The following is a 24,848-nucleotide window of genomic DNA, read 5'->3' as shown; positions in this document are numbered from 1 at the left end:
GCCGGCCCGGTCGGGCGGCGGGAACCGTCGTGGTCTTCCCGAGGGGATATTCCCCACGCGGGGCCGTCTGACCCTTCTCATGGCACAGTGGATCGCAGTGAGGTCAGATATGAATGATTCCGACCAAATACTGGAAAAGCTGCTGGCCGGGCTCACCGCAGTACGGGACGGGGATCTCAGCACCCGGCTCCCCGACGACGCCGCCGGCCTCCCCGGCGAGATCGTGGCCGTCTACAACGGAATGGTCGACCAGCTGTCCCTCGTCACGTCCGAGGTCACCCGGGTGGCCCAGGAGGTCGGGGGCCAAGGCCTGCTCGGCGGACACGCCCGGGTCCCCCGCACCGGCGGCGTCTGGCGGGAGGTGACCACCGGCGTCAACAGCATGGCCGACAACCTCACCTCGCAGGTGCGCAACATCGCGCAGGTCGCCACGGCCGTCGCCCGGGGCGACCTCACGCAGAAGATCCGGGTGGACGCGAGCGGTGAGATCCTCGAACTCAAGGACACGATCAACACCATGGTCGACCGGCTCTCGGCCTTCGCCGAGGAGGTCAGCCGGGTCGCCTTCGAGGTCGGCACCGAGGGGAACCTCGGCGGTCAGGCGACCGTCCGGGGGGTCTCGGGCACCTGGAAGGACCTCACCGACAACGTCAACTCCATGGCCACCAACCTCACCAACCAGGTGCGCAACATCGCGCAGGTCACCACGGCCGTCGCCCGCGGCGACCTCACGCGCAAGATCGACGTGGACGCCCGTGGCGAGATCCTGGAGCTCAAGACCACCATCAACACGATGGTCGACCAGCTGTCCTCCTTCGCCGCCGAGGTCACCCGTGTGGCCCGCGAGGTCGGCAGCGAGGGCCGGCTCGGCGGCCAGGCCGAGGTCGAGGGCGTCTCGGGCACCTGGAAGCGGCTGACCGAGAACGTCAACGAACTGGCCGGCAACCTCACGCGGCAGGTACGCGCCATCGCCGAGGTGACCAGCGCGGTCGCCGAGGGCGACCTGACCCGCTCGATCACCGTGGAGGCCCCGGGCGAGGTCGGGGAGCTCAGGGACAACATCAACGCCATGGTCGAGTCGCTGCGCGCCACCACCCGGGCCAACGAGGACCAGGAGTGGCTGGCGTCCAGTCTCGCGGGGGTCTCCCGGCGGATCCAGGGCATCCGCGAACTCCCCGCCGTGGCCCGCCTGTTGATGCGGGAGGTACCGCCGCTGGTGGATGCCCAGTACGGCAGCTTCTTCCTGGCCCAGGAGCGGTCCGACGGCATCGAGCTGGTGGCGATCGCCACCTACGGGCTGCCCGACGCCCCCGACGCGGGCCCCCGCCGGTTCCGGATCGGCCAGTCCCTGGTCGGCGAGGCCGCCGCCGGCCGGCGCGCGATCATCGTCGACGACCTCCCGCCCGGCTACGCGGTCATCGCCTCCGGCACCGGAGCCGCCGACGCGACCACCCTGGTCGTCCTGCCGATCGTCGCCGAGGACCAGGTGCTGGGCGCCGTGGAGCTCGCCTCCGTCCACCCGCTGCACCCCCTGCACCGGGACTTCCTCGAGCAGTTCACCGAGATGCTCGGCGTCAACGTCAGATCACTGATAGCGAACGCCCGCACCGACGAACTACTGGAACGCTCCCAGGATTTGACGGCCGAACTGCGCTCCCGCTCGCAGGAACTCCAGCACGGACAGCAGGAACTGCAGCGCTCCAACGCCGAACTGAAGGAACAGGCGGCCCTGCTGGCGGAACGCAACCGGGACATCGAGAGCAAGAACCTGGAGATCGAGCAGGCCCGCCAGGAACTGGAGACCCGGGCCCAGCAGTTGTCCCGCACCTCGATGTACAAATCGGAGTTCCTGGCCAACATGAGCCACGAACTGCGCACTCCGCTGAACAGCCTGCTGATCCTCGCCCAGCTCCTCTCGCAGAACCCGGAAGGAAACCTGACGGAGAAGCAGGTCGACTACGCGACCGTCATCCACTCGGCGGGATCCGATCTGCTCCAGCTGATCAACGACATCCTCGACCTCTCCAAGGTCGAGGCCGGGAAGATGGACGTGCACACGGAAACGGTGTCGCTGCGCCGGCTGCTCGACTACGTGGACGCCGCCTTCCGGCCGGTCGCCGACGAACGCGGGCTGGAGTTCACGGTGGCCGCCGCCCCGGCCGTGCCCGACGACCTGACCACCGACGAGGCCCGGCTGCGCCAGGTCCTGCGCAACCTGCTCTCGAACGCCCTGAAGTTCACCGAGACCGGCAGGGTCTCCCTGCGCGTGACCCTGGCGGCCCCCGACGAACTGCCGGCCACGCTGAAGGAGAGCGGCCCGGTGGTCGCCTTCCAGGTGATCGACACCGGAATCGGCATCCCCGCCGACCGGCTGGAGTCCGTGTTCGGGGCCTTCCGGCAGGGTGACGCGACGACCTCGCGCGCCTACGGCGGTACGGGCCTCGGGCTGTCCATCAGCCGTGAGGTCGCCCGGCTGCTGGGTGGGGTGATCGTCGCGCAGAGCACGGAAGGCCAGGGCAGCCGCTTCGCGCTGTACCTCCCCGTGCGCGACGGCCGGGCCCCGGCCGCCTCCGTCGCCGCGGAGGCGCCGCTGTCCGCGGGCAGGCCGGGCGAGCCGATGCCCGATCTGGGCGGGCGGACCGTGCTGGTGGTCGACGACGACGCCCGCAACGTCTTCGCCCTCACCGCCATGCTCCAGACCGCGGGCCTGCGCGTCCTGGCCGCCGACAACGGCGAGACCGGCATCACGCTGCTGGCCGGCCGCGGGGACGTGGACCTCGTGGTGATGGACCTGATGATGGCCGGGCTCGACGGGTACGCGGCCACCCGCACCATCCGCCGGATGCCCGGCTACAGCGACGTACCCGTCATCGTGGTCACCGCCAAGGCCATGCCGGACGACCGCGCGGAGGCCCTCGCCGCGGGAGCGACCGACTACGTGACCAAACCGGTGGACCCGCAGAACCTGATCGCCGTCATCCGCGCCTGCCTCGCCGAGCGCGAGAGCGGCCCCCGCCCCGGCCGGGAACCCGACCGCGACCGCTGAGTCAGGGCTCCCGTCCGGCGACCCGTACGACCACCAGGCTCGTGTCGTCGTCGGTGTCCCCGCTCACCTCCGCCATCAGCCGCTCGGCCTGCTCGTCCGGCTCGGCGGCCGCAAGCCGCTGCGCCGCCCCCCGCAGTACCGCCAGGCTCTCGTCCAGCCCGGAGTGCCGTCGCTCGATCAGACCGTCCGTGTAAAGGAGCAGCGTGTCGCCCGGGCGCAGCCGGGTGACCTTCTCCTCGTACCGGGCTCCGGGCAGGGCCCCCAGCAGGATGTTGTGCGGGCTCTCCAGGAAAAGGGCCCGCCCGTCGCGCAGCAGCAGCGGCGGCGGGTGCCCGGCGCCGGTCCAGCACAGCGTGTGGTCGGCCGGGTCGTACAGGCCGCACAGGGCGGTGGCGGTGGGCTGGCCGGACGTGTGCAGGGCCACCTCGTTGAGGCACTCCATGAGCCGGCCCGGGGTGCACCCGGTGAAGGCCAGGCCGCGCAGCGCGTTGCGCAGCGCCACCATGCCGTTCGCGGCGTCGATGCCGTGCCCGGCGATGTCCCCGACGGTCAGCAGTACCCGTCCGCTGGGCAGCGGCTGTACGTCGTACCAGTCCCCGCCGACCCGGTACTCCTGGGCCGCCGGCCGGTAGCGGGCCGCGATCCGCAGTCCGGGGGTGGCCTCCAGCGCGGGCGCCTCCGGCACGATCGCCTCCTGCAACTGCCGGACGACCTGGTTGCGCAGCTCCGCCTCCGCGTGGGCGGCGTTGAGCCGGTCGAAGCTGGCGGTCAGTGCCATTTCGGTGCGGTACTGGGCGGAGACGTCCTGGTACACGCCTGCCAGGCCGGTCAGCACCCCGGCGTTGAGGACGGGCTCGGCCGCGATGCGCACGTGGCGCACGCCGCCGTCCTCGCGGACGACCCGTACCAGCGCGTGCGCCCCCTCGTGCCGCTCCGTGAGGGCGGACATCAGATCGCGCAGCGCGCCGGTGTCGTCCGGGTGCAGCCGTGCGGCGAGCAGGCGCAGGGGCACGGGCTCCTGCGTGTGGTCCATGCCGAAGATGGAGTAGGCCTTCTCGCTCCACAGGGAGCGGCCCGTCAGCAGATCGTCGTCGAAGGAGGCCAGCTGCTCCAGCCGGCCCAGTACGCGGGCGAGGACCGGGCTGTCGTCGGCGCAGTCCCACAGGACCGCGCTGCGGGAGCGGCCCAGCGGCAGGACCTGGACGTGCGCCATGGAACCGGGCGCCGACAGCGGCGATTGCGGCCCCCGCACGGGCAGGCTCTGCTCGTACCGCGGCCCCGCTCCGGTCGCCGCGGCCGAGAGCATCCGGACGAGGCCCTCATGGGCGTACGGGAACACCTGCGCGACCGGCCGCCCGACCGGGTCGCGCACCGCGCCGAGGGCCCGGCGGGCCGCGCTGTTCACGTACTCGACGACTTCGAGGCCTTTGGCGGGCTCCTGCTCCGCGCCCAGGACGACCGCGGCGGGCTGCTGGAGCAGATCGAGCAGCCCCGCCACGATGCGCGGGCCCCCCGGCTCCTCCGCGTCCCAGTCCAGGACGCGGGCCGCGGGCTCGCACAGTTCGACCAGGGCCCCGCGCAGCGGCTCCTCCAGCGGGTCGGGCCCGTCCCAGGTGGCCAGCAGCAGCCCGGCGACCCGCCCCTGGTCCCGTACGGGCATCAGCGCGCGGGCGCCGTCCGCGGCGGCCCCGGGAAGCCGCGGCCGGCCCGCGGGGGTGCCCTCGGGCAGCCAGACGGGTGTGCCGCCCGCCATCGCCTCGTGCAGCGTGCCGCCGGCCTCCGGCGGGACCCACTGCCAGTGCACGGCCTCCTGGCGGCTGGCCCCGGCCTGCCCGACGAGGGCCAGGCAGCCGCTCTCCGTGAGCCGCCAGAGGAACACCGAGCGCACGCCGAGAGGCCGCAGTCCCCCCTCCAGCAGCGTATCGACGGCCTCGCCGGCGCTGTCGGCGGCCAGGGCGGCCGCGGTGCTGCGGCGTGCCCGCCGGGCATGGGAAGCCGTCGGGACCTGACCTTCGGGGGCGGCGACGACGACGGCACCGACGGCGGCGTTGACGATGTCGGCGGCCAGGTCCACCGCTCCCAGCCCCGTCGAGACGGCCAGCCTCAGCAGGTGGTCCGCGGCTTCGGCGGGCGTGGTGGCCAGCTGAACGGTCAGGACGCCGGTGGCGAGATCGAGCAGCCGCCGCCGGGCCCGGTCGTGCTGCATGGCGCCGACCTCGGCGGTGAGGGCGGTGACGGCTTCGGCCAGGGCGTTGTCGCCCGGCCCGTGACCCGGTCCGGGTCGGGGTGGTCCGGACGCACCGGTGTCAGGGGTCGTCATGTCGGCCCATGCCCCTCGATGTGGGCACACATACCCATACTTCGGATTCTACGGTTCACCCGCGGCCGGTGGCCCAAGCCGTCTACGCCGTCTCTTTCGCGTCCGGGACATGGATGTCCAGGACGCAGATGTCGTCGCGGCTACTCGTGCACAGGGCGGCGAGCGTCCGGGCGAGTGTTTCACCGCCGCCCTCGCGCAGGAGTCGCAGGGTGGCCGCGGCGAGCCGTTCGAGTCCGATCTCGATGTCCTCGCCCGGTTCTTCCACGAGTCCGTCGGTGTAGAGCAGCAGGTGGTCGCCGGGCAGGAGGTCGAGGACGGCCTGCCCGTACGAGGCATCGAAGGTGGCGCCGAGGAGCCTGCCCTGCGGCTGATCGAGGAAGTTCGCCCGGTCGCCCCGGATCAGCAAGGGGGGCAAGTGTCCTGCCCGTACCCAGATCAGGCGCCGGTCCCAGGGCTGGTAGCGGGCCATGACCATGGTGGCGGTGGCGGTGGCGGCCGGGTCCGAAGCGGTGTGGAGCAGGAGGGAGTTGAGCCGGCGCAGGACGTCGGGGAGGGCCGAGCCGGTGACGGTCATGCCCTTCGTGGTGAACCGCAGCTGGGCCATGGTGCCCACGGCGGCCAGACCGTGGCCGGCCACGTCTCCGACGACGAACAGGGCGCTCTTGTCGGGGAGTTCGATGGCGCTGTACCAGTCGCCGCCGACGTTGATCCCCCTGTCGGCGGGGACGTAGGCGACGTCGATGCACAGGCCGGCCAGTTCCAAGGACTGCTCGGGGATCGGCAGCAGGGTGTCCTGGAGGCGGGCGGCGAGCGCCCGTTCGGCCTGGAGCATGCCCCGCTGGAGGAGTACGGCGCGCTCGCTCTCGAGCAGCGCGAGCTCGGCCGCACGCTGCGCGCTGAGGTCCTGGAAGAAGCCGTGCACCTCGACCGGGGTGCCGTCGGCGTCCGTCTGGGCCTCGGCGACGATCCGCAGGTGGCGGACGCCGTGCACGGTGGCGATCCGGAACGGCTGGTCGATCGGCTCCCCCTCCCTCAAGAGCCACTGGACGGCCGTGCCCAGGCTCGGAAGGTCGTCGGGGAGAAGGTGCTGCGGCAGTTCCTCCAACGACATCGGCCCCTCGCGGGGATCGCGGTCGAAGATGGCGTAGACCTGATCGGACCAGGTGATGGTGTCCGTGGCCAGGTTCCAGCCGGCCCAGCCGAGGTTGCCCAGGCGCTGCATGTCGGCCAGCCGCCGCGCCTCGCGCTCGCTGGTGTCGTGGCGGATCCAGGACACGACCAGGTGGTCTCCCAGTCTGGACGCCCGGACCGAGTAGACGGACTGGTGGGGAACGCCGGAGAGCACCTCCTCGTAAGTGAAGGGCTCTCCCTCGTACCCGGTTCCCGTGGTGAGCGTCTCCAGGTACCCCTCCCACAGCGCGGTGCCCGCCACGGTCGGGTACGTCTCCAGGATCCGGCGGCCCACGAGCTCCTTGCCGCGCCGCCCGGCCACGTCCACCGACTCGGGCGCGGCCGCGTCGATACGGTAGTCCTCCACCTCGCCGGTCTCCGAGCGCAGCGGTGTGAGCAGGATCGCGGATCCGACCAGCGCTTCCAGGATCCGCTGGACGGATGCCACCTCGGCGCTGTCCCGGGCCCCCTCGTCGGCGGCGTCGCGGGGCCGCTCCGGCGTCGCCAGCGGACCTTGGCACAGCCGGGCGGCCTGGCGCAGCAGCGCCCGGGTGTCGGCGGCGAAGGGGCCCGGCCGTGCGCGCAGGAACCCGATGGCCGCCTTCGCGGGTCCGTCGCCGGGTACGGGCAGCCAGGCGCGGGCGGGCCACCGGTCCGGCGGGTCCCCGATCAGCAGGTAGCGCCGGGCGTCCTGCTCCGGGTCCTCGAGCCACAGGGCCCGGCGCCCGGCGATCGCCTCGTGGGCGGCGACACCGCTGAGCGGGGGGACGTGGCGCCACCGCTCGGCCAGCGCCTCGCCGATGCCCGCGTGGCCGGTCAGCTCCAGGCTTCCGGCGGCGGTCAGAGAGTAGATCATCACCGCGTCCACGCCGGCGGCGCCGCCGAACACGCTCCGCAGCAGCTCCGCGATGTCGTCGCCGCCGTGTGTCGCCGTCAGGCCGGCGGCGAGCCGGGCCAGGAGCGGACGCAGTGCGGCGTCGGCGTCGCGGCGGCCGACGAGATAGCGCCGGCGGCTGAAGGCCGAGCCGGCCGGCTCCTTCCGGTCTCCCGTGGGCGCGGTGGTGGGCGGGGAGGGTCCGTCGGTCGCGGGCGGCGGGTGGGGGCGGACCTGCCCCAGGGCGATCCAGCACTCCTCCAGGACGGTGTGGCCCCGCACGCCGGCTCGGTCGAGGAGCATCTCGTACGCCGCTTCGGCGGAGACTCCCGCCCGGGCCATCAGGACACCCTTGGCCCGTTCGACGACGGCCGCGGTCGCGGCGATGCCCTCCAGATCGATGACTTCCGATCGCAGTCTGGCCACCACCTTGGCGAGCGCCAGCACCTCGGGTGCGGCGCCCTCACCCACCGGCGCGGCATCGCCCTTCACCCTTCGAGCATGGCACGCCCCTTCCCCACCCGCCTAGGTCGCGTCGGCCCCACCGCCGACCCACCGCCGGCCGGCGCGGACGAGAGGGCTGCCGGACGCCGGGTTAGGCTCGGAACAGGCCGCGAAGGGGATGGTTCCATGTGCCGATGGCTCGCCTACTCGGGTTCACCGATGCTGCTCGACGCCGTGCTCTACCGTCCGGAGCACTCACTGATCAACCAGAGCCTGCACGCCCGGATGGGCGTCGAGACGACGAACGGCGACGGCTTCGGCATCGGCTGGTACAGCGGGAACGGTGACGGCACACCGGCCGTCTTCCGGGACATCGCCCCGGCCTGGAACAACCGCAACCTGCGCGAGCTGGCTGCGCACGTCCGCTCGCACCTGTTCTTCGCGCACGTGCGCGCCTCGACGGGATCGGCCGTCCAGCAGACCAACTGCCACCCGTTCCGTCACGGCCGGTGGCTGTGGATGCACAACGGGGCCATCGCCGACTTCCACCGGCTGCAGCGAGACCTGTGCCTGGCCGTCGACCCGGCGCTCTTCCCGTACATCGAAGGGTCCACCGACTCCGAAGTGATGTTCTACCTGGCGGTCACCTTCGGGCTCGACCAGGACGTCCCCGGCGCGGTGGCCAGGATGGCCGGGCTCGTCGAGCGGCTCGGCAAGGAGCACGGTGTCGAGCACCCCCTCCAGATGACGTGTGCGGTCAGCGACGGCGAGCGGGTCTGGGCCTTCCGCTATTCCAGCCAGGGCGCGTCCCGGTCACTCTTCTACAGCAGCCGTGCGGACACCGTCCGCCACCTCCACCCGGAAGTGGACTTTCTCCGCGAGATCTCCGACGAGTCCCGCATCGTGGTCTCCGAGCCGCTCGGAGACCTGCCCGGCGTGTGGAACGAGCTTCCCGAGGCCACGTACGTGGTGATCCCCTCAACCCTGGAGAAGGACTACCTCCCCTTCGTTCCCGAATTCGCCTGAGGCTTGGATCGGGAACTCCGCTGACGGCTTCGTCCCCGAGCCCCGCCGACGGCTCCGTCCCGGGGCCTACTGACGGCCCGCCCCCTGCGTGAGCGGCGATCCGAGGGGTATGCGCCCTTCAGCAGCGAGTCCCAAGCCGAGCACGTGATCGACCGCCCGATCCAGCACGCGATCGACCCTCGCGACCGGCCACGATGGACGGAGGGGCCCACCGATGTCACTGACCGTATCCCCACGTTCCGCCGGACGTGACGGCGCAGCCCGCGCATCAGCCGCGCCGCTGGAGGACGGCCCCGGCCGGGTCTCGGCGCTGACGATGGGCGTCGAGGAGGAGTTCCTGCTCGTCGACCGCCGCAGCCGGGCCCCGGTGGGGCGTGGACCCCGCGTCATAGAAGCCGCCGCGCGGACGCTCGGCCCGCTGGTGCAGGCGGAGTTCTTCACCGCCCAGGTGGAGGTGTGCACCGATCCCACGGCGAGCCCCGCCGACCTCAGGGCGCAGCTGGCCCGGTTGCGGGCCGAGGTGATCCGCGCCGCGGCCGCCGAGGAATGCCTGCTGCTCGCCACCGGAACCCCGGTCATACCGCCGGAGCGTCCCTTGACGATCACCCCCGACGAGCGGTACCGGAGGATGGCTTCGCGCTTCGCGTCGGTCCTCGGTGACTACGACCAGGTGGTGTGCGGATGCCACGTCCACATCGGGGTGAGCAGCCGGGCCGAGGCCCTCGACCTCGCCAACCGGATGCGCCCGTGGCTGCCCTCGCTCCAGGCGATCGCCGCCAACTCCCCCTTCAACCGGGGCAGGGACTCCGGCTACGCCAGCTGGCGAGCCGTCGAGCACGCGCGCTGGCCCACCGTGGGCCCCTCCCCGATCCTCGACGAGGCGGCGTACGAACGCTTCGCCGACGAGCTCGTCCGCAGCGGAGCCGTGCTCGACCGGCGGATGATCTACTGGTACGCCCGCCCGTCCGAGCACGTGCCGACCGTGGAGATCCGCGTCGCCGACGTGAACGCCCGGATCGACACCGTCGTCCTCCTGGCCGTTCTCGTACGGGGCCTCGCGGCCACCCTGCGCACGGAGGCGGCCGACGGCAGCCCGACCCCGCAACCGCGGCCGGCGAGGCTCCGCGAAGCCCACCGGCGCGCGGCCGCCCACGGCCTGGACGGCGACGGCCTCGACCCGGTCAGCGGTGCCTCCCTGCCGGCATGGGCCCTGGTCGCCCGGCTACGGGAACGGGTGGCCCCGGGGCTCGCCGCCTCGGGCGACCTGGGCCTGGTCGACTCCCTCCTCGACCGTGTCCGAACCGACGGCATCGGGGCGGCGCAGCAGAGGGCCGCCCACCGGAGTCACGGGCGGCTGAGCCATGTGGTGGACAGCCTCGCGGAAGCCGTGGCCGCAGCCTGACCTGTACGGCGAACGCCCCCGGCCCACCCCTGATTGAGACGTGTGTGACGGGGCAGGCGCCGGGGGTGCGCGCGATCCCTCGCGCACCGGCCCCGTGGACGCGCACGGGAAGGAACTCCGAGGTGAAGCGCATGGAACGGAGCACCGAACCGCGGCCCGACGGCCCCGGGCCCACGCCCGAGAGCCCGGATCCGATACCCCGCGATCCCGGACCCCCGAGTCCCGGACCCGGCGGACCCGACCCCCTGGGTCCCGACCCCGCGCCCCACGACCCTCCGGCTCCCGACCAGCCCTCGCCCAGCGAACGGCCGGTGGTGCCGGAACCCCCCGACTGAAGGAGGCGAAATCGGTGCGCATCGCCTTTCTGACCGCGCCCCAAGGCGTGGAGGAGATCGAACTCACGGAACCCTGGAAGGCCGTGGAGGAGGCCGGCTGGAGTCCGCAGCTGGTCTCGACGGCACCCGGGCGGGTCCGCGCGTACCGCCATCTCGAAAAGGCGGGCAGCTACCCCGTCGATCACGTCCTCGCGGAAGACGGCTCGGACGCCTTCGACGCGCTCGTCCTGCCCGGAGGGGTCGCCAACCCCGACGCGCTGCGCATGAACGAGCGGGCCGTGGCCTTCACCCGCAGCTTCTTCGAAGCGGGCAAGCCCGTCGCGGCGATCTGCCACGCCCCGTGGATGCTCGTGGAGGCGGACGTCGTCCGCGGCCGCACGCTGACCTCGTGGCCGAGCCTGGCCACCGACATCCGCAATGCCGGGGGCACCTGGGTGGACGAGCCCGTACAAGTCTGCGACGCGGCGCCCGCGACGCTCGTCACCAGCCGGAAGCCGGACGACCTCGACGCCTTCTGCACGGCGCTCGTCAAGGAGTTCCGCACCGGGCAGGCCTGACGGGCCGGCACACCGGTTCCGGACCGGGGCCGACCGGGACCGACCGGGGCGGGGCGGGGCGGGGCGGGGCGGGGCCGCCAGGCGTACCCGGGCGTTCCAGCGGGCAGGCGCCTTCCCGCACGGATCAGGCCTTGGATCGGAGGAGAACCATGAACCGGACCGAGCGGCCGAGGGACCACGGGGGATCCCGGGAGACCGAGGACCCCTGGCAGCATCTCCAGCAGGTCCTGCGTGCGATGGACCGCCTGCTGGAGGTTTCGCCTGCCGGCCCCTCCCGACGCGGTGAACCGACTGGTCCCGGTCCAGGGGAGCGAGGCAAGGCAGGCATGAGATGACCGCCACGAAGGTGTCCGACCACATCCTCGAACGACTGCGCGCCTGGGGGGTCGCCCATGTCTTCGGCTGCCCCGGCGAGGGCATCGACGGGCTCCTCGCGGCCTGGGCCCGGGCGGGCGACGAGCCGCGCTTCGTACGGGCCCCGCACGAGAAGTCGGCGTCCCTCGAGGCGGTCGGCTACGCCAAGTTCTCCGGCCACGTCGGGGTCTGCGCGGTCGCGTCCGGTCCGGGCGCCACCCATCTCCTGAACGGGCTGTACGACGCGCGGCTCGACCACGTCCCGGTCGTGGCCATCATCGGGCAGCCCGGGGGCGGCACCGTGGGCGGTGCCCACCAGCAGGAGGCGGAACTGCGGCGGCTGTTCGAGGACGTGGCCGCCGCCGGCTCGGAGACGGTCAGGGTGCCCGGACAACTGCCGGACGTGCTCGACCGGGCGATCCGGACCGCCTACGCCGATCGCGCGCCGACCGCGGTCATCGTCCCGGCCGACGTGCAGGACCTCGCCTATCCTCCGACCGGCCAGGCCCACAAGCTGGTCCCGTCGAGCCTCGACGCGAGCGGCGGGGCCCCCGTGCCGGACGACCGGTCCGTCGTGCGGGCGGCCGAGATCCTGAACGCCGGTGACCGGGTGGCCCTCCTGATCGGCCAGGGCGCCGCCCAAGCCGCCGCCGAGGTCGCCGAGACGGCGGAGCTGCTCGGCGCGGGAGTGGCGAAGTCCCTGCTCGGCAAGGACGCCCTGTCGGACCTCCTGCCGTACGTCACCGGCTGCATCGGCCCGCTGGGAACCCGGCCCTCGTACGAGCTGATGCGGGACTGCGACACGCTGCTCACCATCGGCTCCGGCTTCCCGTACTCGGAGTTCCTTCCCCCGTACGGGCAGGCGCGGGCCGTGCGGATCGACATCGACCCCCATCCGGTCGGACCGCGCTATCCGTACGAGGTCGACCTGGTCGGCGACGCCGCCGCCACACTTCGCGCGTTGCGGGACCTGCTCCGCCCCGTCGGGGACCGCTCCTGGCAGGACGGCGTCGTCCGGGGCGTGCGGCGGTGGAGGACGGCCATGGCGCGCCAGGCCGGACTCGGCGGCAATCCCGTCAACCCCGCGTACGTGGCGCACACGTTGGACCCGCTCCTCCCCGCGGACGCGATGATCACCGTCGACTCCGGTCCCGTCGCGACCTGGTACGCCCGGCACCTCACGATGCGCGACGGCATGCGCGGCACGCTGTCCGGCACCCTGGCCACCACGGGCTGCGCGGTCCCCTACGCCATGGGCGCGAAGTTCGCGCACCCCGACCGGCCCGCGGTCGCGCTGGTCGACGACGGGGAGATGCGGGCGAACGGGCTCACGGAGCTGGCCGCCATCGCCGAACACGCCGGCGAATGGACGGATCCCCGCCTGATCGTGGCGGTGTGGAACAACCGGGACCCCTACGCGGACTTCGCGCGCTCGCTGGGCATGGCCGGGATCCACGTGACCGACCCGGGCCGGGTCGAGGACGCCTGGCGGGCCGCCCTGTCTGCCGACGGCCCGACGGTCCTGGACTTCCGTACCGACCCGGCGGTGTCGCCGATTCCGCCGCACGCCTCCTGGGACCGCTTCGAGACGACGGCCGGCTCGGCCCGCGCGGGAGCCACGACCTAGTCCAGCTCGAAGCCGAGTTGCGAACCCAACTCCCCGAACCCCGATCCCGCCGCGACGCGCCGGGAGGCGAGCGGGCGGGCACGCCATTGCGGCAGCCGTCCGGCCGCGAGCGTGTGCGAGACCGCCGCCGAACCCGTCGACCGGGCCAGCCCCCGCCCCCGTGCTTCCGGCGCGGTCAGCACGCTGATGTGTGCGGTCCGGCTCGGCCGCGTCCTCAGGCGCGGATGGCGGTCTCCTGCCGGCTCCGGCCGAGGGCATCGGCCGCGGTGATCGCGTCGGCGACCATGCCGGTGTCGACGCCGAAGGGTTCGTTGTGGATGGTCTCGCCCTCGGCCGTGGCGCGTGCCGCGATCTGGAGGATGCTCTCCTTCTTCGCGTCGCCCAGGCCGAGTTCGGCGAGCGTCACCGGGAGCCCCACCGTGGTGCAGAAGTCGAGGACGGAGCTGATCTCGCCGCTGGGCGCGCCTTCCAGGACGAGTTGGGTGAGTACGCCGAAGGCGACTTTCTCGCCGTGCAGGTAGGAGTGGGTTTCGGGGGCGGCGGTGAGGCCGTTGTGGACCGCGTGCGCGGCGGCGAGGCCGGACGACTCGAAGCCGAGCCCGGACAGCAGGGTGTTCGCCTCGATGAGGCGTTCCACGGCCGGGGTGACGACCTGCTGCCGGACCGCGTTCAGGGCGTCGGGGCCGTCTGCCAGGAGCGTGCGGTGGCAGAGTTCGGCCAGCGCCGCGGCCGCCATCGTGGACGCTCCGCCGCGCATGTTGCGGACCCGGCCGGCCACGCAGGTCCGGGCCTCGAACCAGGTGGCCAGGGCATCGCCCATGCCGGCGGAGAAGAGGCGTGCCGGGGCCTGCACGACGACACTGCTGTCCACCAGGACGAGTGCCGGGTTGCGGCGCACGAGCTGATAGGCCTCGAACCGGCCCTCGTCGGAGTACAGGACGGAAAGGGCGCTGCACGGGGCGTCGTTGGAGGCCGCGGTCGGACAGCTGACCATCGGGAGGCCGAGGTCGTCCGCCGCGGCCCGCGCCGCGTCGAGGGCCTTGCCGCCACCCGCCCCGACGATGACCGCGGCGCGCTCGGCCGTCGCGGCCCCGGTGATCCGGGCGATCTCGGCGCGGCTGCACTCTCCACCGAACCGATGGACCGCGTACGTGGTGCCGGCTGCCGCGAAGGTCTCCTGCCAGACCTCGGCCAGCAGGCGTTCCGCGCTCGGGGAAGCCACCATCAGGACCGGTCCGGCAAGACCCAGCCGGACCATCTGCGGGCCCAGGGACGCGGTGGCGTCGCGGCCCTGGACGTAGTGACCGGGGGAAGAGAAGACGCTGAGCATGGCACCCCTCCGCTATCGAATCCTTACGGCGGGCAGTCTCCCGTGGATCGTCATCGCGGACCACTCCCCCGGCTCGGTCATGCGCGGAGGAGAAAACCCCGCGCACAGGGTTCTCTCAGCCGGCCGCGCTCCGCGGGAGGGCGCGGCGCTCTCCTGGGGCGGCCGGCGCGGGGTGGGGCGGCCGGGGTGGGGGCAGCCGGGGTGGGGGGCGGCGCGCAGTCTAGGCAGGCGCACGGCCGGGCTGTCCAGATGTCGATCGTCACACCGCCCGCCCTAAGACATCTCGGCCATGTGGCGTCACTTCAACTCCCTTGCAGAGATGACAAATCTGCAAAGTGTGCCCGAAATATCCCCTCCATCCGCAGGTTGGGACGGCTTGACGTGAAGCCACAGCAGGGACTTAGGTACGCCTTGCCTAACTATTCATGGAAAGAATTGAGCCATGCCGAGACCCGTGCTCCCCTCGCAGCGCGCCCTCCCGTTCGCCCACCGCCTCGAAGGCTGACCGGTGACCCTCCTCTCCGACGCGGTCGTCGCCCCGCCCGTAGCACGGCCCGCCGAAGACCCGGAACGGCCCACACCCCTGTGGGTCCTGGCCTCACTCGGCGTCCTGAGCTCGGCCGTCCTGACCGGCGCGTGCTGGACGGCCGGCCACGTCCAGGCAGGCGCCACGCTCCAGACCGCGGCCCGCTTCTTCCACGTCGCCGCCCTCGTCGTCGGGCTGGGCGCCGTCATGGCCGTCGACTGGTTCGCGCTCCTGTGGCTCCTCGGGCGCCGCCGGCTGTCCGAAACCCTCAGCACCGCCTGCACGCTGCAGATCCCGATCTGGGCCGGCCTCGCCGGGCTGACCGTCACCGGCATGTTCCTCCGCCCGGACATGAACTCGGCCCTCACACTGGTCAAGCTCGGCCTCGTCCTGGCGATCACCCTCAACGGTCTGTACGCGCACTGGCTCGGCCAGCGCCTCGACCGGTACGGGAGGCTCCCCGTGCCGCGCCGCCTGCTCGTCCAGTCGGGGCTGGCCGCCACCGTCAGCCAGACCGGCTGGTGGGGTGCGAGCCTCATCGGCTTCCTCAACAGCCAGTCCTGACCCGGGCCGCCACCGGTCTGCTGCGACACCGCAGGGCAGTGGCCGGCGCCCACCTGCTGACAGGCACCGGACCGGTGAATCACAATGGGTGGATGGCGAGGGCCGCACCCGTGCTGGCCGAACTGCGAGAAAGGCTCGGCCGCGAACTGTTCTCCCGCGTAGCCGGACCCGCGGGAGCGGCCAACCGCGCCCGCATCCACGGCACGCCCGGCCCGCGCTGGTTCGGGCCGGACCGGCCGGTCCGTGTCGTCCACGGCGACGCCTCGATGTTCATCGGGGGACTGCGGGCGCTGCTGCTGCAGTCCCTGCACCCGCTGGCCATGGCCGCGGTGTCCGGGCACTCGGGGTACCGCGGGGACCCGTGGGGGCGGCTGCAGCGCACCAGTACGTTCCTCGCGGTCACGACGTACGGCACGGCGGAGCACGCACAGCACGCCGTCGACCGGGTACGGGCGGTCCACGACCGCGTGCGCGGAACCACCGCCACCGGCGAGCCCTACGATGCCTCGGACCCGCGGCTACTGGCCTGGGTCCACATCGCCGAGATCGACAGCTTCCTGCGCGCCCACCAGCGGTACGGCGCCCGGCCGCTCGACGGACCGGGCTGTGACGCGTACATCGCCGACACCGCGCGAGTGGCCGCCGCGCTCGGTGTGCCGGATCCGCCGCTGGACCGGGCCGCTCTGGCCGCTCGGCTCGCCGCCTACCGGCCGGAGCTGCGCGGCACTCCCGAGGCCCGGGACGCCGCCCGCTTCATCCTGCTCCGCCCGCCCCTTCCTCCGGCCGCCCGCGCCCCGTACGCCCTCCTCGCCGCGAACGCCGTGAGCATGCTCCCCCGCTGGGCCCGCGCGGAGCTCGGGCTGCCCTGGCTGCCGCCGCTCGAGAGGGCCTGCGTACGGCCCTCCGGGCACGCCATGACCGCGGCCATCCGCTGGGCGATGGCCGCTCCGACGCCGACGCCGGACCCGCCGGCGGCAGGGGCCGGGCCGAGGTCCGCGGTGCCGCCCGCCCGGCCCGCCGCCGGCTGACCGGCAGGCGGCGGAACCGCCCGGCCGCGCGCGCGGTGTATCGCGTGCTTGGACGTTTCGACCGGGGGAAGACGCCAGGAAGACGCCCCGGCAAAGCAGTGGGCGTCGGGCGTCACGCACCGTTCCGGCACATGCCGTGAACAGAGCGTGACGAGGCGGCGGGGAGTGTCACGAACCTTCGTCGGGAGGTCTGCGATGGCCCGCACACATCGCTTCCACGTGGATCTGGAGGGGCACTCCGTCACGGTCGTCCTCGAATGGCCCGGGCACGAGATCGAGGTGCTGGTCGACGGCAAGGTGGTCGCCCACCGACGCAAGCCCGCCAGGAACGGCACTGTCCTTCGGGCGGAACTCCCCACCGATCCGCCGCAGCCCCTCACGGTCCTCATCGAGGACATGGGCAGCACCCCCTTCTGCTCCCTGATGACCCCCGATGCCCGCTACCGCCGCTTCCTCATGCCCGAGGTGCCCTTGACGACGCACGAGAGCCGGGGGGGGACAGCCGGGGGTTTCACCCTCGCGGGCCGCTGCGACGACTGGCCCGACAGCTGCTGCGGCGACCGCACCGACTCCTGCGCCGCCTGCGCAGGTGACTACGGACTGTTCGGGGCAGGGAGTGGACGCCATGACGCCGGAAGACATCAGGATCCCCGTGGACGGATCGGCGCTGTCCGGTGACCTGGTGCTGCCGTCGGCGGGGCCTGTGGTCGTCTTCGCGCACGGCAGCGGAAGCTCACGGCACAGCCCGCGGAACCGTGCCGTCGCCGCGGAGCTGCGGCGAGCAGGGCTGGGAACGCTGCTGCTGGACCTGCTGACCGCGGATGAGGAGCGGACCGACCTGCTGACCGCCCGGTTCCGCTTCGACATCGGACTGCTGAGTGACCGGCTCGTCCGTGCCGTCGACTGGCTCGCCGCCCGGGAAGATGCCGCACCGATGCCCGTAGGCGTGTTCGGGGCGAGCACCGGCGCGGCGGCGGCGCTGCGGACGGCGGCCGAGCGCCCGGGACGCGTACAGGCTGTCGTATCCCGGGGCGGCCGGCCGGACCTGGCCGGCGACAGCGCTCTTCGCCGTGTCCAGGCACCGGTCCTGCTGATCGTCGGTGGCGACGATCAGGAAGTGCTGCGGCTCAACCGGGAGGCGGCCGAGCTGCTGCACGTGCCGAACCGGGTCGAGGTGATCCCCGGAGCCACGCACCTCTTCGAGGAGCCCGGCGCGCTGGAAGAGGTGGCGCGTCTCGCCCGGGAGTGGTTCCTGCACCCGGGGAGCGACGGGCGGTGGGAGGAGCGATGAGCGGTGTCACGCCCATCAGGCGGAAGAACGTTGCCGTACCACTCCCCCGTCGGCCGTCAACGTCGTGAGCGCGCCGAGCTGGGACCTCGCGCTCGTGACCGCCTCCTTGAAGCCCTGCCGTACCGCGTCCGCCAGGGCCCGGCGGACGACGGCCTCGGCCGCTTCCCGCTCTCCCAGGGCGCTGAGCGCCTCGCCCCGGCCGAGCCTCAGCAGGGTGTGCCTCATCGCGATCAGACCCGTCGGCGCTCCCGCTCCGCCCAGGGTCAGCGCGTACGCCGTGCACCGCTCCGCCGCCACCGCGTCACCCCGGACCAGAAGCTGGCGGGTGCGGTGGCTGAGCGCGAGGAGCTCGGTGAAGATGTCCTGGGCCTCACGGGCCAGTTCGACCGCGCGGCTCACGTGCCGCAGGGAAACGTCGGTGACCCCGTCGCGGTCGAGCGCCACGGCCAGGTTGACCAGGGCGGTCGCCTCGCTCGACGGATCTTGCGCGCGGGCGGCGAGGGCGGGCGCCAGTTCCAGCTCGACGAGCGCCTCCGCCAGCCGTCCCTCCCGGGTCAGCACCCAGCCGAGGAGTGCCCGGACCCGGGACTCCGCGTCGGGATCGTCCAGCCGCCTGGTCGCTTCCAGGGCCTGTTCGAGCATCGGCACCCAGCCGTCGCGGACGTGCCACACGACGTGGGGCCATTGCAGGACGGCCAGCCGCCAGGCCCGGTCGTCGTGGCCCGCGGCTCGGGCCGCCGCGACCGCCGCGGCAAGGTTGTCCCGCTGTGCGGCATACCAGTCGAAGGCTGCGTCGCGGCTTTCGAACTCCCGTACCGCGGAGGGGGCGTGGAAGTCCGCGGGCAGCGTGCAGCAGGGCTTGTCGTCGGGCTCGGCGGCCGCGGACGCCGCGAGGGCGGCGACCGTGTAGGAATCGAGCAGCCGCAGCAGCGCGCCTTCGTCGGCGCGGAGACCGCGCGCGTAGAGCCGGACCAGGTCGTGCAGGGAGTAGCGGCCGGGTGCGTACTCGGTGATCAGGTGCGCGCCCGCGAGCCGGTCGAGCGCCTCCGCGGCCACGGCGGGGCTCCGGTCCAAAAGCGCGGCGGCGGCGTCCCGGTCCAGGTCGGGCCCCGGCAGCACCCCGAGCTGGGCGAAGAGTCGCAGCGCGTCGTGGGGCAGACCCTGCACCGTGAGCCGCAGCGCCGCCGCGACGCCCGCGTCCTCGCAGTCGTCCAGGGAGAGCAGGGCGAGCCTGCGCTGCTCATTGGCGAGTTCGGAGGCCAGGTCCGCGAGCCGCCAGCGCGGCCGGGCCGCCAACTGGGCTGCCGTGATGCGCAGCGCCAGCGGCAGCCCGTCGCACAGCCGTGCGAGCTGGGCGGCGGCGGCTGGTTCGGCCGCCACCCGGCCGCCGCCGACCGCCGCGGCGAGCAGCTCGGTGGCGGACTTCGGCCCGAGCACGTCGACCTGCACGGGCCGGGCCAGCTCTTCGACGATCAGCCCGCCGAGGCGCAGCCGTGAGGTGACGAGGACGGCCGAGGACGGCCCGGCGGGCAGCAGGGAGCGGACTTGGTCCGCCTTGCGGGCGTTGTCGAGGACGACGAGGAGCTCGCGTTCCTCGGTGAGCGTGCGGTACAGAGCGAAGGCGGCGGCCGCGGACTCGGGCATCCGGCGCGCGGGCACCCCGAGGGCGAGCAGGAACTCCCGCACGATCTCCACCGGCTCGACCTGGGCGCCGCCGAAGCCACGCAGATCGGCGAACAGCGTTCCGTCCTGGTAGCGCGCCTGCCCGCTGTGCGCCCATTGGAGCGCGAGTGCGGTCTTGCCGACCCCGGCGGGGCCGATCACGAGCGCGATGGCCCCGTCCCGTACGCTCCGGTCGATCTCCAGGAGTTCCGTTTCCCTGCCCAGGAAGCCCCGTACCCCGCGCGGCAGCAGGCGCGGAACGGGGCCATCCGTCGAAGAGCGCGGCCCGGAGGACATCTGGGCGCTTTCCGACGCTGCCCGGTCCGCCGTGGCCGTCGCCGCCGGGTCCGCTCGCACGAGGGCCGTCCCGGTCCGGTCCGCCCGGACGAGCGTGTCCGGCGGCGACGGCTGGACCGTAGGCTCCCCGCGCAGGATCGCCTCGTACGCGCCGCGCAGTGCCGGACCCGGGTCGATGCCCAGTTCGTCGGCGAGCAGACCTCGGGTGCGGTGGTACCAGTCGAGCGCGTCGGACTGACGGCCCGCCTGGTACAGCGCGAGCATCAGGGACGCCGCCAGGGACTCGCGCAGCGGGTGCGCCACGGCCTCGGCCTGCAGTACGGCAGTGGCTCCGGCTCGGTCGCCGAGCCGCCCGTAGGCGTCGGCCAGGTCCTCGACGACGACCAGCCGGGTTTCCTCCAACGCGTGTGCGGCGGCGAGCAGCGAGGCGCTGCGGACCGTTCCGGTCAGTGCCGGCCCGCGCCACAGGGCGAGCGCTTCGCGCAGCGTGGCGACCGCCTCGGCGGGCCGCTTCTGCTGCTTCGCGAGCCGGGCCAGTTCGTCGAAGCGGTGGGCGTCCAGCAGTTCCTTCGGCATCTCGAACACGTACGAGGGGCCCTGGGTGACCAGGCGCACGCCGGAGTCACCGGCTTCGGGCAGCAGCGCCCGCAACCGTGAAACGTGCCCCTGGATGACGGTACGGGCATGCGCGGGCGGGTCCTCGTCCCAGAGCGCGTCGATCAACTGCTCGATCGGGACGGCCGAATTGGCCCTCAGGAGCAGCACGGCGAGCACACTGCGCCGCTTGGCGGGCCCGAGCGGCAGTTCGCTCGACCCCGCGACCGCGCACACCCCGCCCAGCAATCGGAACTCCAACGGAGACCCCCCTTGTCTCGGAAAACGCCGAGCGCCGGGGCGGCTCGGGCTTCCGGCCGCCTCGCCCCGCTCTGCAGTCCGGCCGGCAGGCCGGATCCCAGGTGCGGCCGAGTCGGTCAGGCCCGGAATATCGCACTCTAGAACGACAATCCTACGAGGCCCGTGGAGTGCCCCGTTCCTCCCCCCACCCCACCCACGCCCCCATCGGCCCTCCTGAACCGGGCGGGCGGAGCCGTCCGTTCCTCCGGGTACCGGTCGCCATCGGCGCGACGGTGCCGATCGGAGGACGCTGTGGGCCGGGGCGAGGAGAGCGGGGGGACGGACGAGGTCGCTGCGAGCGCCCGGCCGTCCCGGTTGTACCGGTTGGGTGGGCAGGACGATCCGGGATGGAGCCTCGCACCCGAATACGGGACGGTGGCGCGGGCGACCACCTGGCGGGCGCGGGAGGTCGCGTCTGTGCCCGTGCCGCCTTCGGCGCAGCAGCCGTCTTCAGCGCAACAACCGTCTTCAGCGCAGCAGCCATCTTCAGCGCAGCAACCGTCTTCGGCTCAGCAGCCGTCATCGGCGCAGGTGCCGGACGGTGGAGAGGGCGCCACTGTGGCCGCCGGACCTGCCGGACTTTCCGGGGCGTCCCCCGCGCCTGCCCTGGACGCTGCCGCCCCGGCCGAACCGTCCTCGGGCCGATCGGCCCGGGGGCCCCGCCGGGGCCTGCGCCGGTTCGGCGGCCTCCTCGGCTCGCGGGACGACCCGGACCGGCTGCGGACCGTACGCACCACCCCGCTCCACGGCTGCCACCGGATCGCGGTGATCGGCCTCAGGGCCGGATCCGGCAGGACGACCACCGCGGCCGTACTGGGCTCCGTACTCGCGGAGGAACGCGCCGACCGGGTCATCGCCGTGGACGCGGACCCCTCCTCGGGCACCCTGGGCCACCGGGTCGGCCGGGAAACCGGTGCGACCGTCCGCGACCTGGTCGGCGAACTGCCGCGGCTGAACACGTACACGGACATCCGCGGGTACACCTCGCGGATGCCGGGCGGGCTGGAGGTTTTGGCCGACGGCCCCGGCCGGGCGGCCTCCCGCACCTTCGACGACCGCGAGTACCGCGGGGTCATGGACCTGCTGGGCCGCCGGTACCCGCTCGTCCTCACCGACACGGGCCCCGGGCTGTCGAACAGTCCTCTGCCCGGGGTCCTGGAACTCGCCCACCAGCTGGTCCTCGTCGCCACGCCGGGCGTGGACGGCGTCACCAGCGCGAGCACGGCGCTCACCTGGCTGGAGGAGCACGGATTCCAGGAGCAGGCGCGCCGCTGCGTCACCGTGATCTCGGGTGTCCGAGAGCCCGGACGGATGCTCCGAGCCGACGAGCTGGTGGCCCACTTCGAGACCCGGTGCCGCGGCGTGGTGGTCGTTCCCTACGACGAACACCTGGCGGTCGGAGGCGAGTTGGACCCGGATGCGCTGCGGCGCAGAACGCGGGCGGCCCATCTCGAGCTGGCAGCCCTGGTCTCCGAGGGCTTCACCCGGGCGGAATCACCGCCCGCGACGTCGACGCCTGGGCCGTGAGCTCCGGGCCGGGTCACGGGAGTTCAGTGGAAGGCCGCCACTCCCGCGCCGAGGTGGAAACGCTCGGCCTCGACGGCGCGCCGGTCCCCGGGCGGGATCCGGTCCCGGCTTTCGAACCACGCGGTCAGCCTGTCGTGAGCCTGCTGGTCCCGTAGGCCGGCGGCGCCCCCTTCGGGGGGCGTGGCCTCGGCCTCGGCGAAGGAGACCTCGCGCAGCAGGACCCGGGCGGGCAGGCCGGTCCCGTCGTCACCGGGGAGTACCGCGAGCACGGAGTAACGGGTGCCGGGAGCGAAGACGACCTCCGGTTCGGCCGCGGTCGAGGCGAAGGCGGCAGTGCGCCGCCCGGTGGTCGACCAGATCCCGAATTCGACGGACGCCCCCAGTTCGACGTCCTGCGCCACCACGCCGGCGACCGGGGCGGGCTCCGCCACGAGGCTGCCGGGACGGTACCCGCCGAGCTCGGTCCGCTGCGCAGACGCGCCGACCAGGACGGCTCCGTGGTGACTCGGCAGCCTCCGCAGGCCCGAGCCGAGGCAGCGCAGGTACGGGGCGAGCGGCCCGCTGGTCGCGGCCCGGGCCGCGGCGACCAGTTCCGCGCGGGTGGCGGGGTCGCCGCTGTCGGCCTGGTGCAGCAGGACCGCCACCAGGTCGGGCTTGAGATCGTCTCCCTGCGAGGAGCGCAGGCCGGGCAGCTTGGCCGCCACCATCTCGGCCTTGCTGGCGATGAGGTGGTACCGCTTGCCGAGCAGGACCTTCATCCCGTCGCGGTCCCGCTCGCCGCTGGCGCAGGGGGAGGCGGCCGGTGCCGGCCCGGGGCCCGGGCGCACGGGCACCGGGCCCGCCGCCGGCGCTGCCGCCGCGTCCGGTCCGCTTACGGGCTCCCCCACCGCGACCGGCGCCACGGCCACGGCCGGGACAGGTTCGGTCTCCGGCTCCGGTGCCGGAGTCGGAGTCGGTGCCGGTGCCGGAGTCGGTGCCGGTGCCGGTGCCGGTGCCGGTGCCGGAGTCGGTGCCGGTGCCGGAGTCGGTGCCGGTGCCGGTGCCGGTGCCGGTGCCGGAGTCGGTGCCGGTGCCGGTGCCGGTGCCGGTGCCGGTGCCGCCGGTTCGGGTAGCGGGTCGCCCGCGGTCGTCGGGTCCGGGGGCACGGTGGACGGCTCTGCGCTGATCCACTCCACCGGGTGCCGTCGGCAGAGGAACCGCCCGACGGCCTCCGCGTCCTCGTCTCCCCGGCCGGCCAGGACCAGCCCGAAGGGCTCGCCGCCGAGTGCGGGCAGGGCGGCCAAGACCTCGTCGAGATGGTCCCAGACCTCGCCGCCCAGCTCCTGTCCCGGCTCTCCGACGATCAGGTGCGGACGGTGGTACGCGGCCGGGCGCATGCGGGGTTCGTCGTCGTGCGGCGCAGCCTCGGGGCGCAGCCACAGCCCGGCCGGTACGGCCTCCAGTACCCAGCCGTCCCAGGCGCTGAAGACGGCGGGCCCCGCCGGGGGCAGTGGAGGGAGGCCGTGCCAGCCCGAGGCGACGACGCGGCCCAAGGACGCCGAGGCGGTGAGCTCGGCGATGACGGGCTCCCATGTGGGACGGCCCTCGGCGTCCAGGAAGGTGGTGGTGCAGTGGTCCGCGCCCCGCACGGGCAGGCCCACGGCGGTCCGGACGTCCTGGCCGAAGTGGCCGGCCAGCGCGGCAGCCATCTCGGCCAGTGCGGCGGGCTCGGCCCAGGGGGCGCTGAGCAGCAGCCCCGAGGGTGCCAGGTCCAGGGCCGCCACCCGGCGCAGGAGCTCGGCGACGGGCAGGTGCGGCTCCTGCGGAGAGCCGACGACCAGCACCAGGGTGCCGGAGTCGGCGGCGGCCAGCGCGCACGCCCGGTCCGGACGTCCGGGCGCGGCCAGCCAGAATCCCTGGCCGATCGGGTCGGCGTCCGGACACACCGGCCCCCGCTCCCCCGGCACCGCCTCCTCCCCATCCGTCGCCCGGGGCTCGGCCTCCGTCGCGCGGGGCTCGGCCTCCGTCACGCGCGGCTCGGCCTCCGTCACGCGCGGCTCGGCCTCCGTCGCCCGCGGCTCGGCCTCCGCGTTCGGCGGCCACGACGGGCCGAGGTCCTGCGGCTCCTCGTCCGGGTCAATCAGCCACCACGAGCCGTGTCTCGTGGCACCGGGCACCGTCACGCGCAGCCCGCCATCGGGCTCGACCGAGACCAGACCGTCGGGTGCGATCACGGGGAGCCCGGCGGTCCGGGCGAGTGCTTCGGCCGGGCGGTGGCCGTCCGCCGCCGACGCCGCCGCCAGGCCCGAAGCCGCGAGGGCCAGGGCCGAGGCACCGCGCTCCCGCGCGAGCCCGGCCAGCCGCCCGAGGGAGCTACGCAGCACTGGCGCGGCGTCGGCCGCGGCGGCCAGCACGAGCAGGGCGTCCGGGGCCGGCGGCAGCCCTGCCAGGGCCGCCGCGAGCGGGCCGTCGTCCGCGTCGGCGGGGGCTATGACGAAGTGCGCGCCGAGGGGGCGGAGTTCGGATTCGCCCTGGCGGCCGGGCGGGCCCGGGGTTCCGGGAGTGCCTGCGCTCATCGGTTGGTTCCCTTCCGCC

The 24,848-nt window shown here is 73.7% G+C and carries 15 protein-coding genes and 1 pseudogene; 10 read left to right on the top strand and 6 right to left on the bottom strand.

Features of this window, described 5'->3' with window-relative positions; all coding sequences use genetic code 11:
• Window positions 1–79: 79 nt before the first annotated feature.
• A complete protein-coding gene (locus tag J7F03_RS16445; protein ID WP_374104347.1) occupies window positions 80–3,046 on the top strand; it encodes a HAMP domain-containing protein in 2,967 nt (988 codons plus the stop codon).
• Between the two features lies 1 nt (window position 3,047).
• Here the strand turns inward: J7F03_RS16445 and J7F03_RS16440 are convergent, their stop codons facing one another.
• A complete protein-coding gene (locus J7F03_RS16440) occupies window positions 3,048–5,366 on the bottom strand; it encodes a SpoIIE family protein phosphatase (RefSeq protein WP_214950126.1) in 2,319 nt (772 codons plus the stop codon).
• A gap of 82 nt (window positions 5,367–5,448) precedes the next feature.
• Entirely contained in the window at window positions 5,449–7,902 is a 2,454-nt protein-coding gene (locus J7F03_RS16435; RefSeq protein ID WP_308379615.1) for a SpoIIE family protein phosphatase, read from the bottom strand.
• Window positions 7,903–8,040: 138 nt separating this feature from the next.
• On the opposite strand from J7F03_RS16435, the gene J7F03_RS16430 reads away from it, so the two are divergent.
• The 4 genes from J7F03_RS16430 to J7F03_RS16415 all read left to right on the top strand — a co-directional run bounded on the left by J7F03_RS16430 (window position 8,041) and on the right by J7F03_RS16415 (window position 13,155).
• Window positions 8,041–8,880: a class II glutamine amidotransferase gene (locus J7F03_RS16430; protein ID WP_214950125.1), complete on the top strand. Its 840-nt coding sequence runs from the start codon at window positions 8,041–8,043 to the stop codon at window positions 8,878–8,880.
• A gap of 214 nt (window positions 8,881–9,094) precedes the next feature.
• The gene (locus J7F03_RS16425) at window positions 9,095–10,282 is read left to right on the top strand and encodes a glutamate--cysteine ligase (protein ID WP_214950124.1); all 1,188 of its coding nucleotides are present in this window, start codon (window positions 9,095–9,097) and stop codon (window positions 10,280–10,282) included.
• 349 nt (window positions 10,283–10,631) lie between these two features.
• Window positions 10,632–11,174, top strand: coding sequence for a type 1 glutamine amidotransferase domain-containing protein (locus tag J7F03_RS16420; RefSeq protein ID WP_214950122.1), 543 nt, complete (start codon window positions 10,632–10,634; stop codon window positions 11,172–11,174).
• Window positions 11,175–11,505: 331 nt separating this feature from the next.
• Window positions 11,506–13,155 carry a thiamine pyrophosphate-binding protein gene (locus J7F03_RS16415; protein WP_214950120.1) on the top strand — a complete coding sequence of 550 codons (1,650 nt, stop codon included), beginning with the start codon at window positions 11,506–11,508 and terminating at the stop codon, window positions 13,153–13,155.
• On the opposite strand, the pseudogene J7F03_RS16410 reads toward J7F03_RS16415, so the two are convergent.
• Both J7F03_RS16410 and J7F03_RS16405 read right to left on the bottom strand, forming a co-directional pair.
• Window positions 13,152–13,361: pseudogene (locus tag J7F03_RS16410) on the bottom strand (GNAT family N-acetyltransferase); the annotation flags it as partial. The gene J7F03_RS16415 and the pseudogene J7F03_RS16410 sit on opposite strands and share 4 nt — an antisense overlap.
• 8 nt (window positions 13,362–13,369) lie before the next feature.
• On the bottom strand, window positions 13,370–14,485 hold the full coding sequence (locus J7F03_RS16405) for a glycerol dehydrogenase (protein WP_214950118.1): 1,116 nt from the start codon (window positions 14,483–14,485) through the stop codon (window positions 13,370–13,372).
• Window positions 14,486–14,993: 508 nt separating this feature from the next.
• Here J7F03_RS16405 and J7F03_RS16400 point away from each other — a divergent pair.
• From J7F03_RS16400 to J7F03_RS16385, 4 genes are all read left to right on the top strand, one after another.
• Window positions 14,994–15,575 (top strand): hypothetical protein, encoded by a 582-nt coding sequence (locus tag J7F03_RS16400; RefSeq protein WP_214950116.1) that lies wholly within the window; start codon window positions 14,994–14,996, stop codon window positions 15,573–15,575.
• Between the two features lie 92 nt (window positions 15,576–15,667).
• Window positions 15,668–16,603 (top strand): oxygenase MpaB family protein, encoded by a 936-nt coding sequence (locus J7F03_RS16395; RefSeq protein WP_214950114.1) that lies wholly within the window; start codon window positions 15,668–15,670, stop codon window positions 16,601–16,603.
• A gap of 195 nt (window positions 16,604–16,798) precedes the next feature.
• Window positions 16,799–17,281 (top strand): hypothetical protein, encoded by a 483-nt coding sequence (locus J7F03_RS16390; RefSeq protein WP_214950112.1) that lies wholly within the window; start codon window positions 16,799–16,801, stop codon window positions 17,279–17,281.
• Window positions 17,229–17,894 (top strand): dienelactone hydrolase family protein, encoded by a 666-nt coding sequence (locus J7F03_RS16385; protein WP_214950110.1) that lies wholly within the window; start codon window positions 17,229–17,231, stop codon window positions 17,892–17,894. Before J7F03_RS16390 ends, J7F03_RS16385 begins: the two co-directional genes overlap by 53 nt.
• Window positions 17,895–17,909: 15 nt before the next feature.
• Here J7F03_RS16385 and J7F03_RS16380 read toward each other — a convergent pair whose 3' ends face one another.
• Entirely contained in the window at window positions 17,910–20,708 is a 2,799-nt protein-coding gene (locus tag J7F03_RS16380) for a BTAD domain-containing putative transcriptional regulator (RefSeq protein ID WP_214950108.1), read from the bottom strand.
• A gap of 597 nt (window positions 20,709–21,305) precedes the next feature.
• Between J7F03_RS16380 and J7F03_RS16375 the strand changes: the two genes are divergently transcribed.
• Window positions 21,306–22,274, top strand: coding sequence for a MinD/ParA family protein (locus tag J7F03_RS16375; RefSeq protein WP_214950106.1), 969 nt, complete (start codon window positions 21,306–21,308; stop codon window positions 22,272–22,274).
• 23 nt (window positions 22,275–22,297) lie between these two features.
• Here the strand turns inward: J7F03_RS16375 and J7F03_RS16370 are convergent, their stop codons facing one another.
• Window positions 22,298–24,829 carry a hypothetical protein gene (locus tag J7F03_RS16370; protein ID WP_214950104.1) on the bottom strand — a complete coding sequence of 844 codons (2,532 nt, stop codon included), beginning with the start codon at window positions 24,827–24,829 and terminating at the stop codon, window positions 22,298–22,300.
• Between the last annotated feature and the right edge of the window lie 19 nt (window positions 24,830–24,848).

Source organism: Streptomyces sp. ISL-43, assembly GCF_018614195.1.
Classification (GTDB): Bacteria; Actinomycetota; Actinomycetes; order Streptomycetales; family Streptomycetaceae; genus Streptomyces.
This window is presented reverse-complemented; position numbering and strand designations above follow the sequence as displayed.

Bases quoted from the DNA above. Each gene is read 5' to 3' on its own strand.
- J7F03_RS16445 (WP_374104347.1), top strand. From the start codon at position 80: ATGGCACAGTGGATCGCAGTGAGGTCAGATATGAATGATTCCGACCAA.
- J7F03_RS16440 (WP_214950126.1), bottom strand. From the start codon at position 5,366: ATGACGACCCCTGACACCGGTGCGTCCGGACCACCCCGACCCGGACCG.
- J7F03_RS16430 (WP_214950125.1), top strand. From the start codon at position 8,041: ATGTGCCGATGGCTCGCCTACTCGGGTTCACCGATGCTGCTCGACGCC.
- J7F03_RS16425 (WP_214950124.1), top strand. From the start codon at position 9,095: ATGTCACTGACCGTATCCCCACGTTCCGCCGGACGTGACGGCGCAGCC.
- J7F03_RS16415 (WP_214950120.1), top strand. From the start codon at position 11,506: ATGACCGCCACGAAGGTGTCCGACCACATCCTCGAACGACTGCGCGCC.
- J7F03_RS16405 (WP_214950118.1), bottom strand. From the start codon at position 14,485: ATGCTCAGCGTCTTCTCTTCCCCCGGTCACTACGTCCAGGGCCGCGAC.
- J7F03_RS16395 (WP_214950114.1), top strand. From the start codon at position 15,668: ATGGCGAGGGCCGCACCCGTGCTGGCCGAACTGCGAGAAAGGCTCGGC.
- J7F03_RS16390 (WP_214950112.1), top strand. From the start codon at position 16,799: ATGGCCCGCACACATCGCTTCCACGTGGATCTGGAGGGGCACTCCGTC.
- J7F03_RS16385 (WP_214950110.1), top strand. From the start codon at position 17,229: ATGACGCCGGAAGACATCAGGATCCCCGTGGACGGATCGGCGCTGTCC.
- J7F03_RS16370 (WP_214950104.1), bottom strand. From the start codon at position 24,829: ATGAGCGCAGGCACTCCCGGAACCCCGGGCCCGCCCGGCCGCCAGGGC.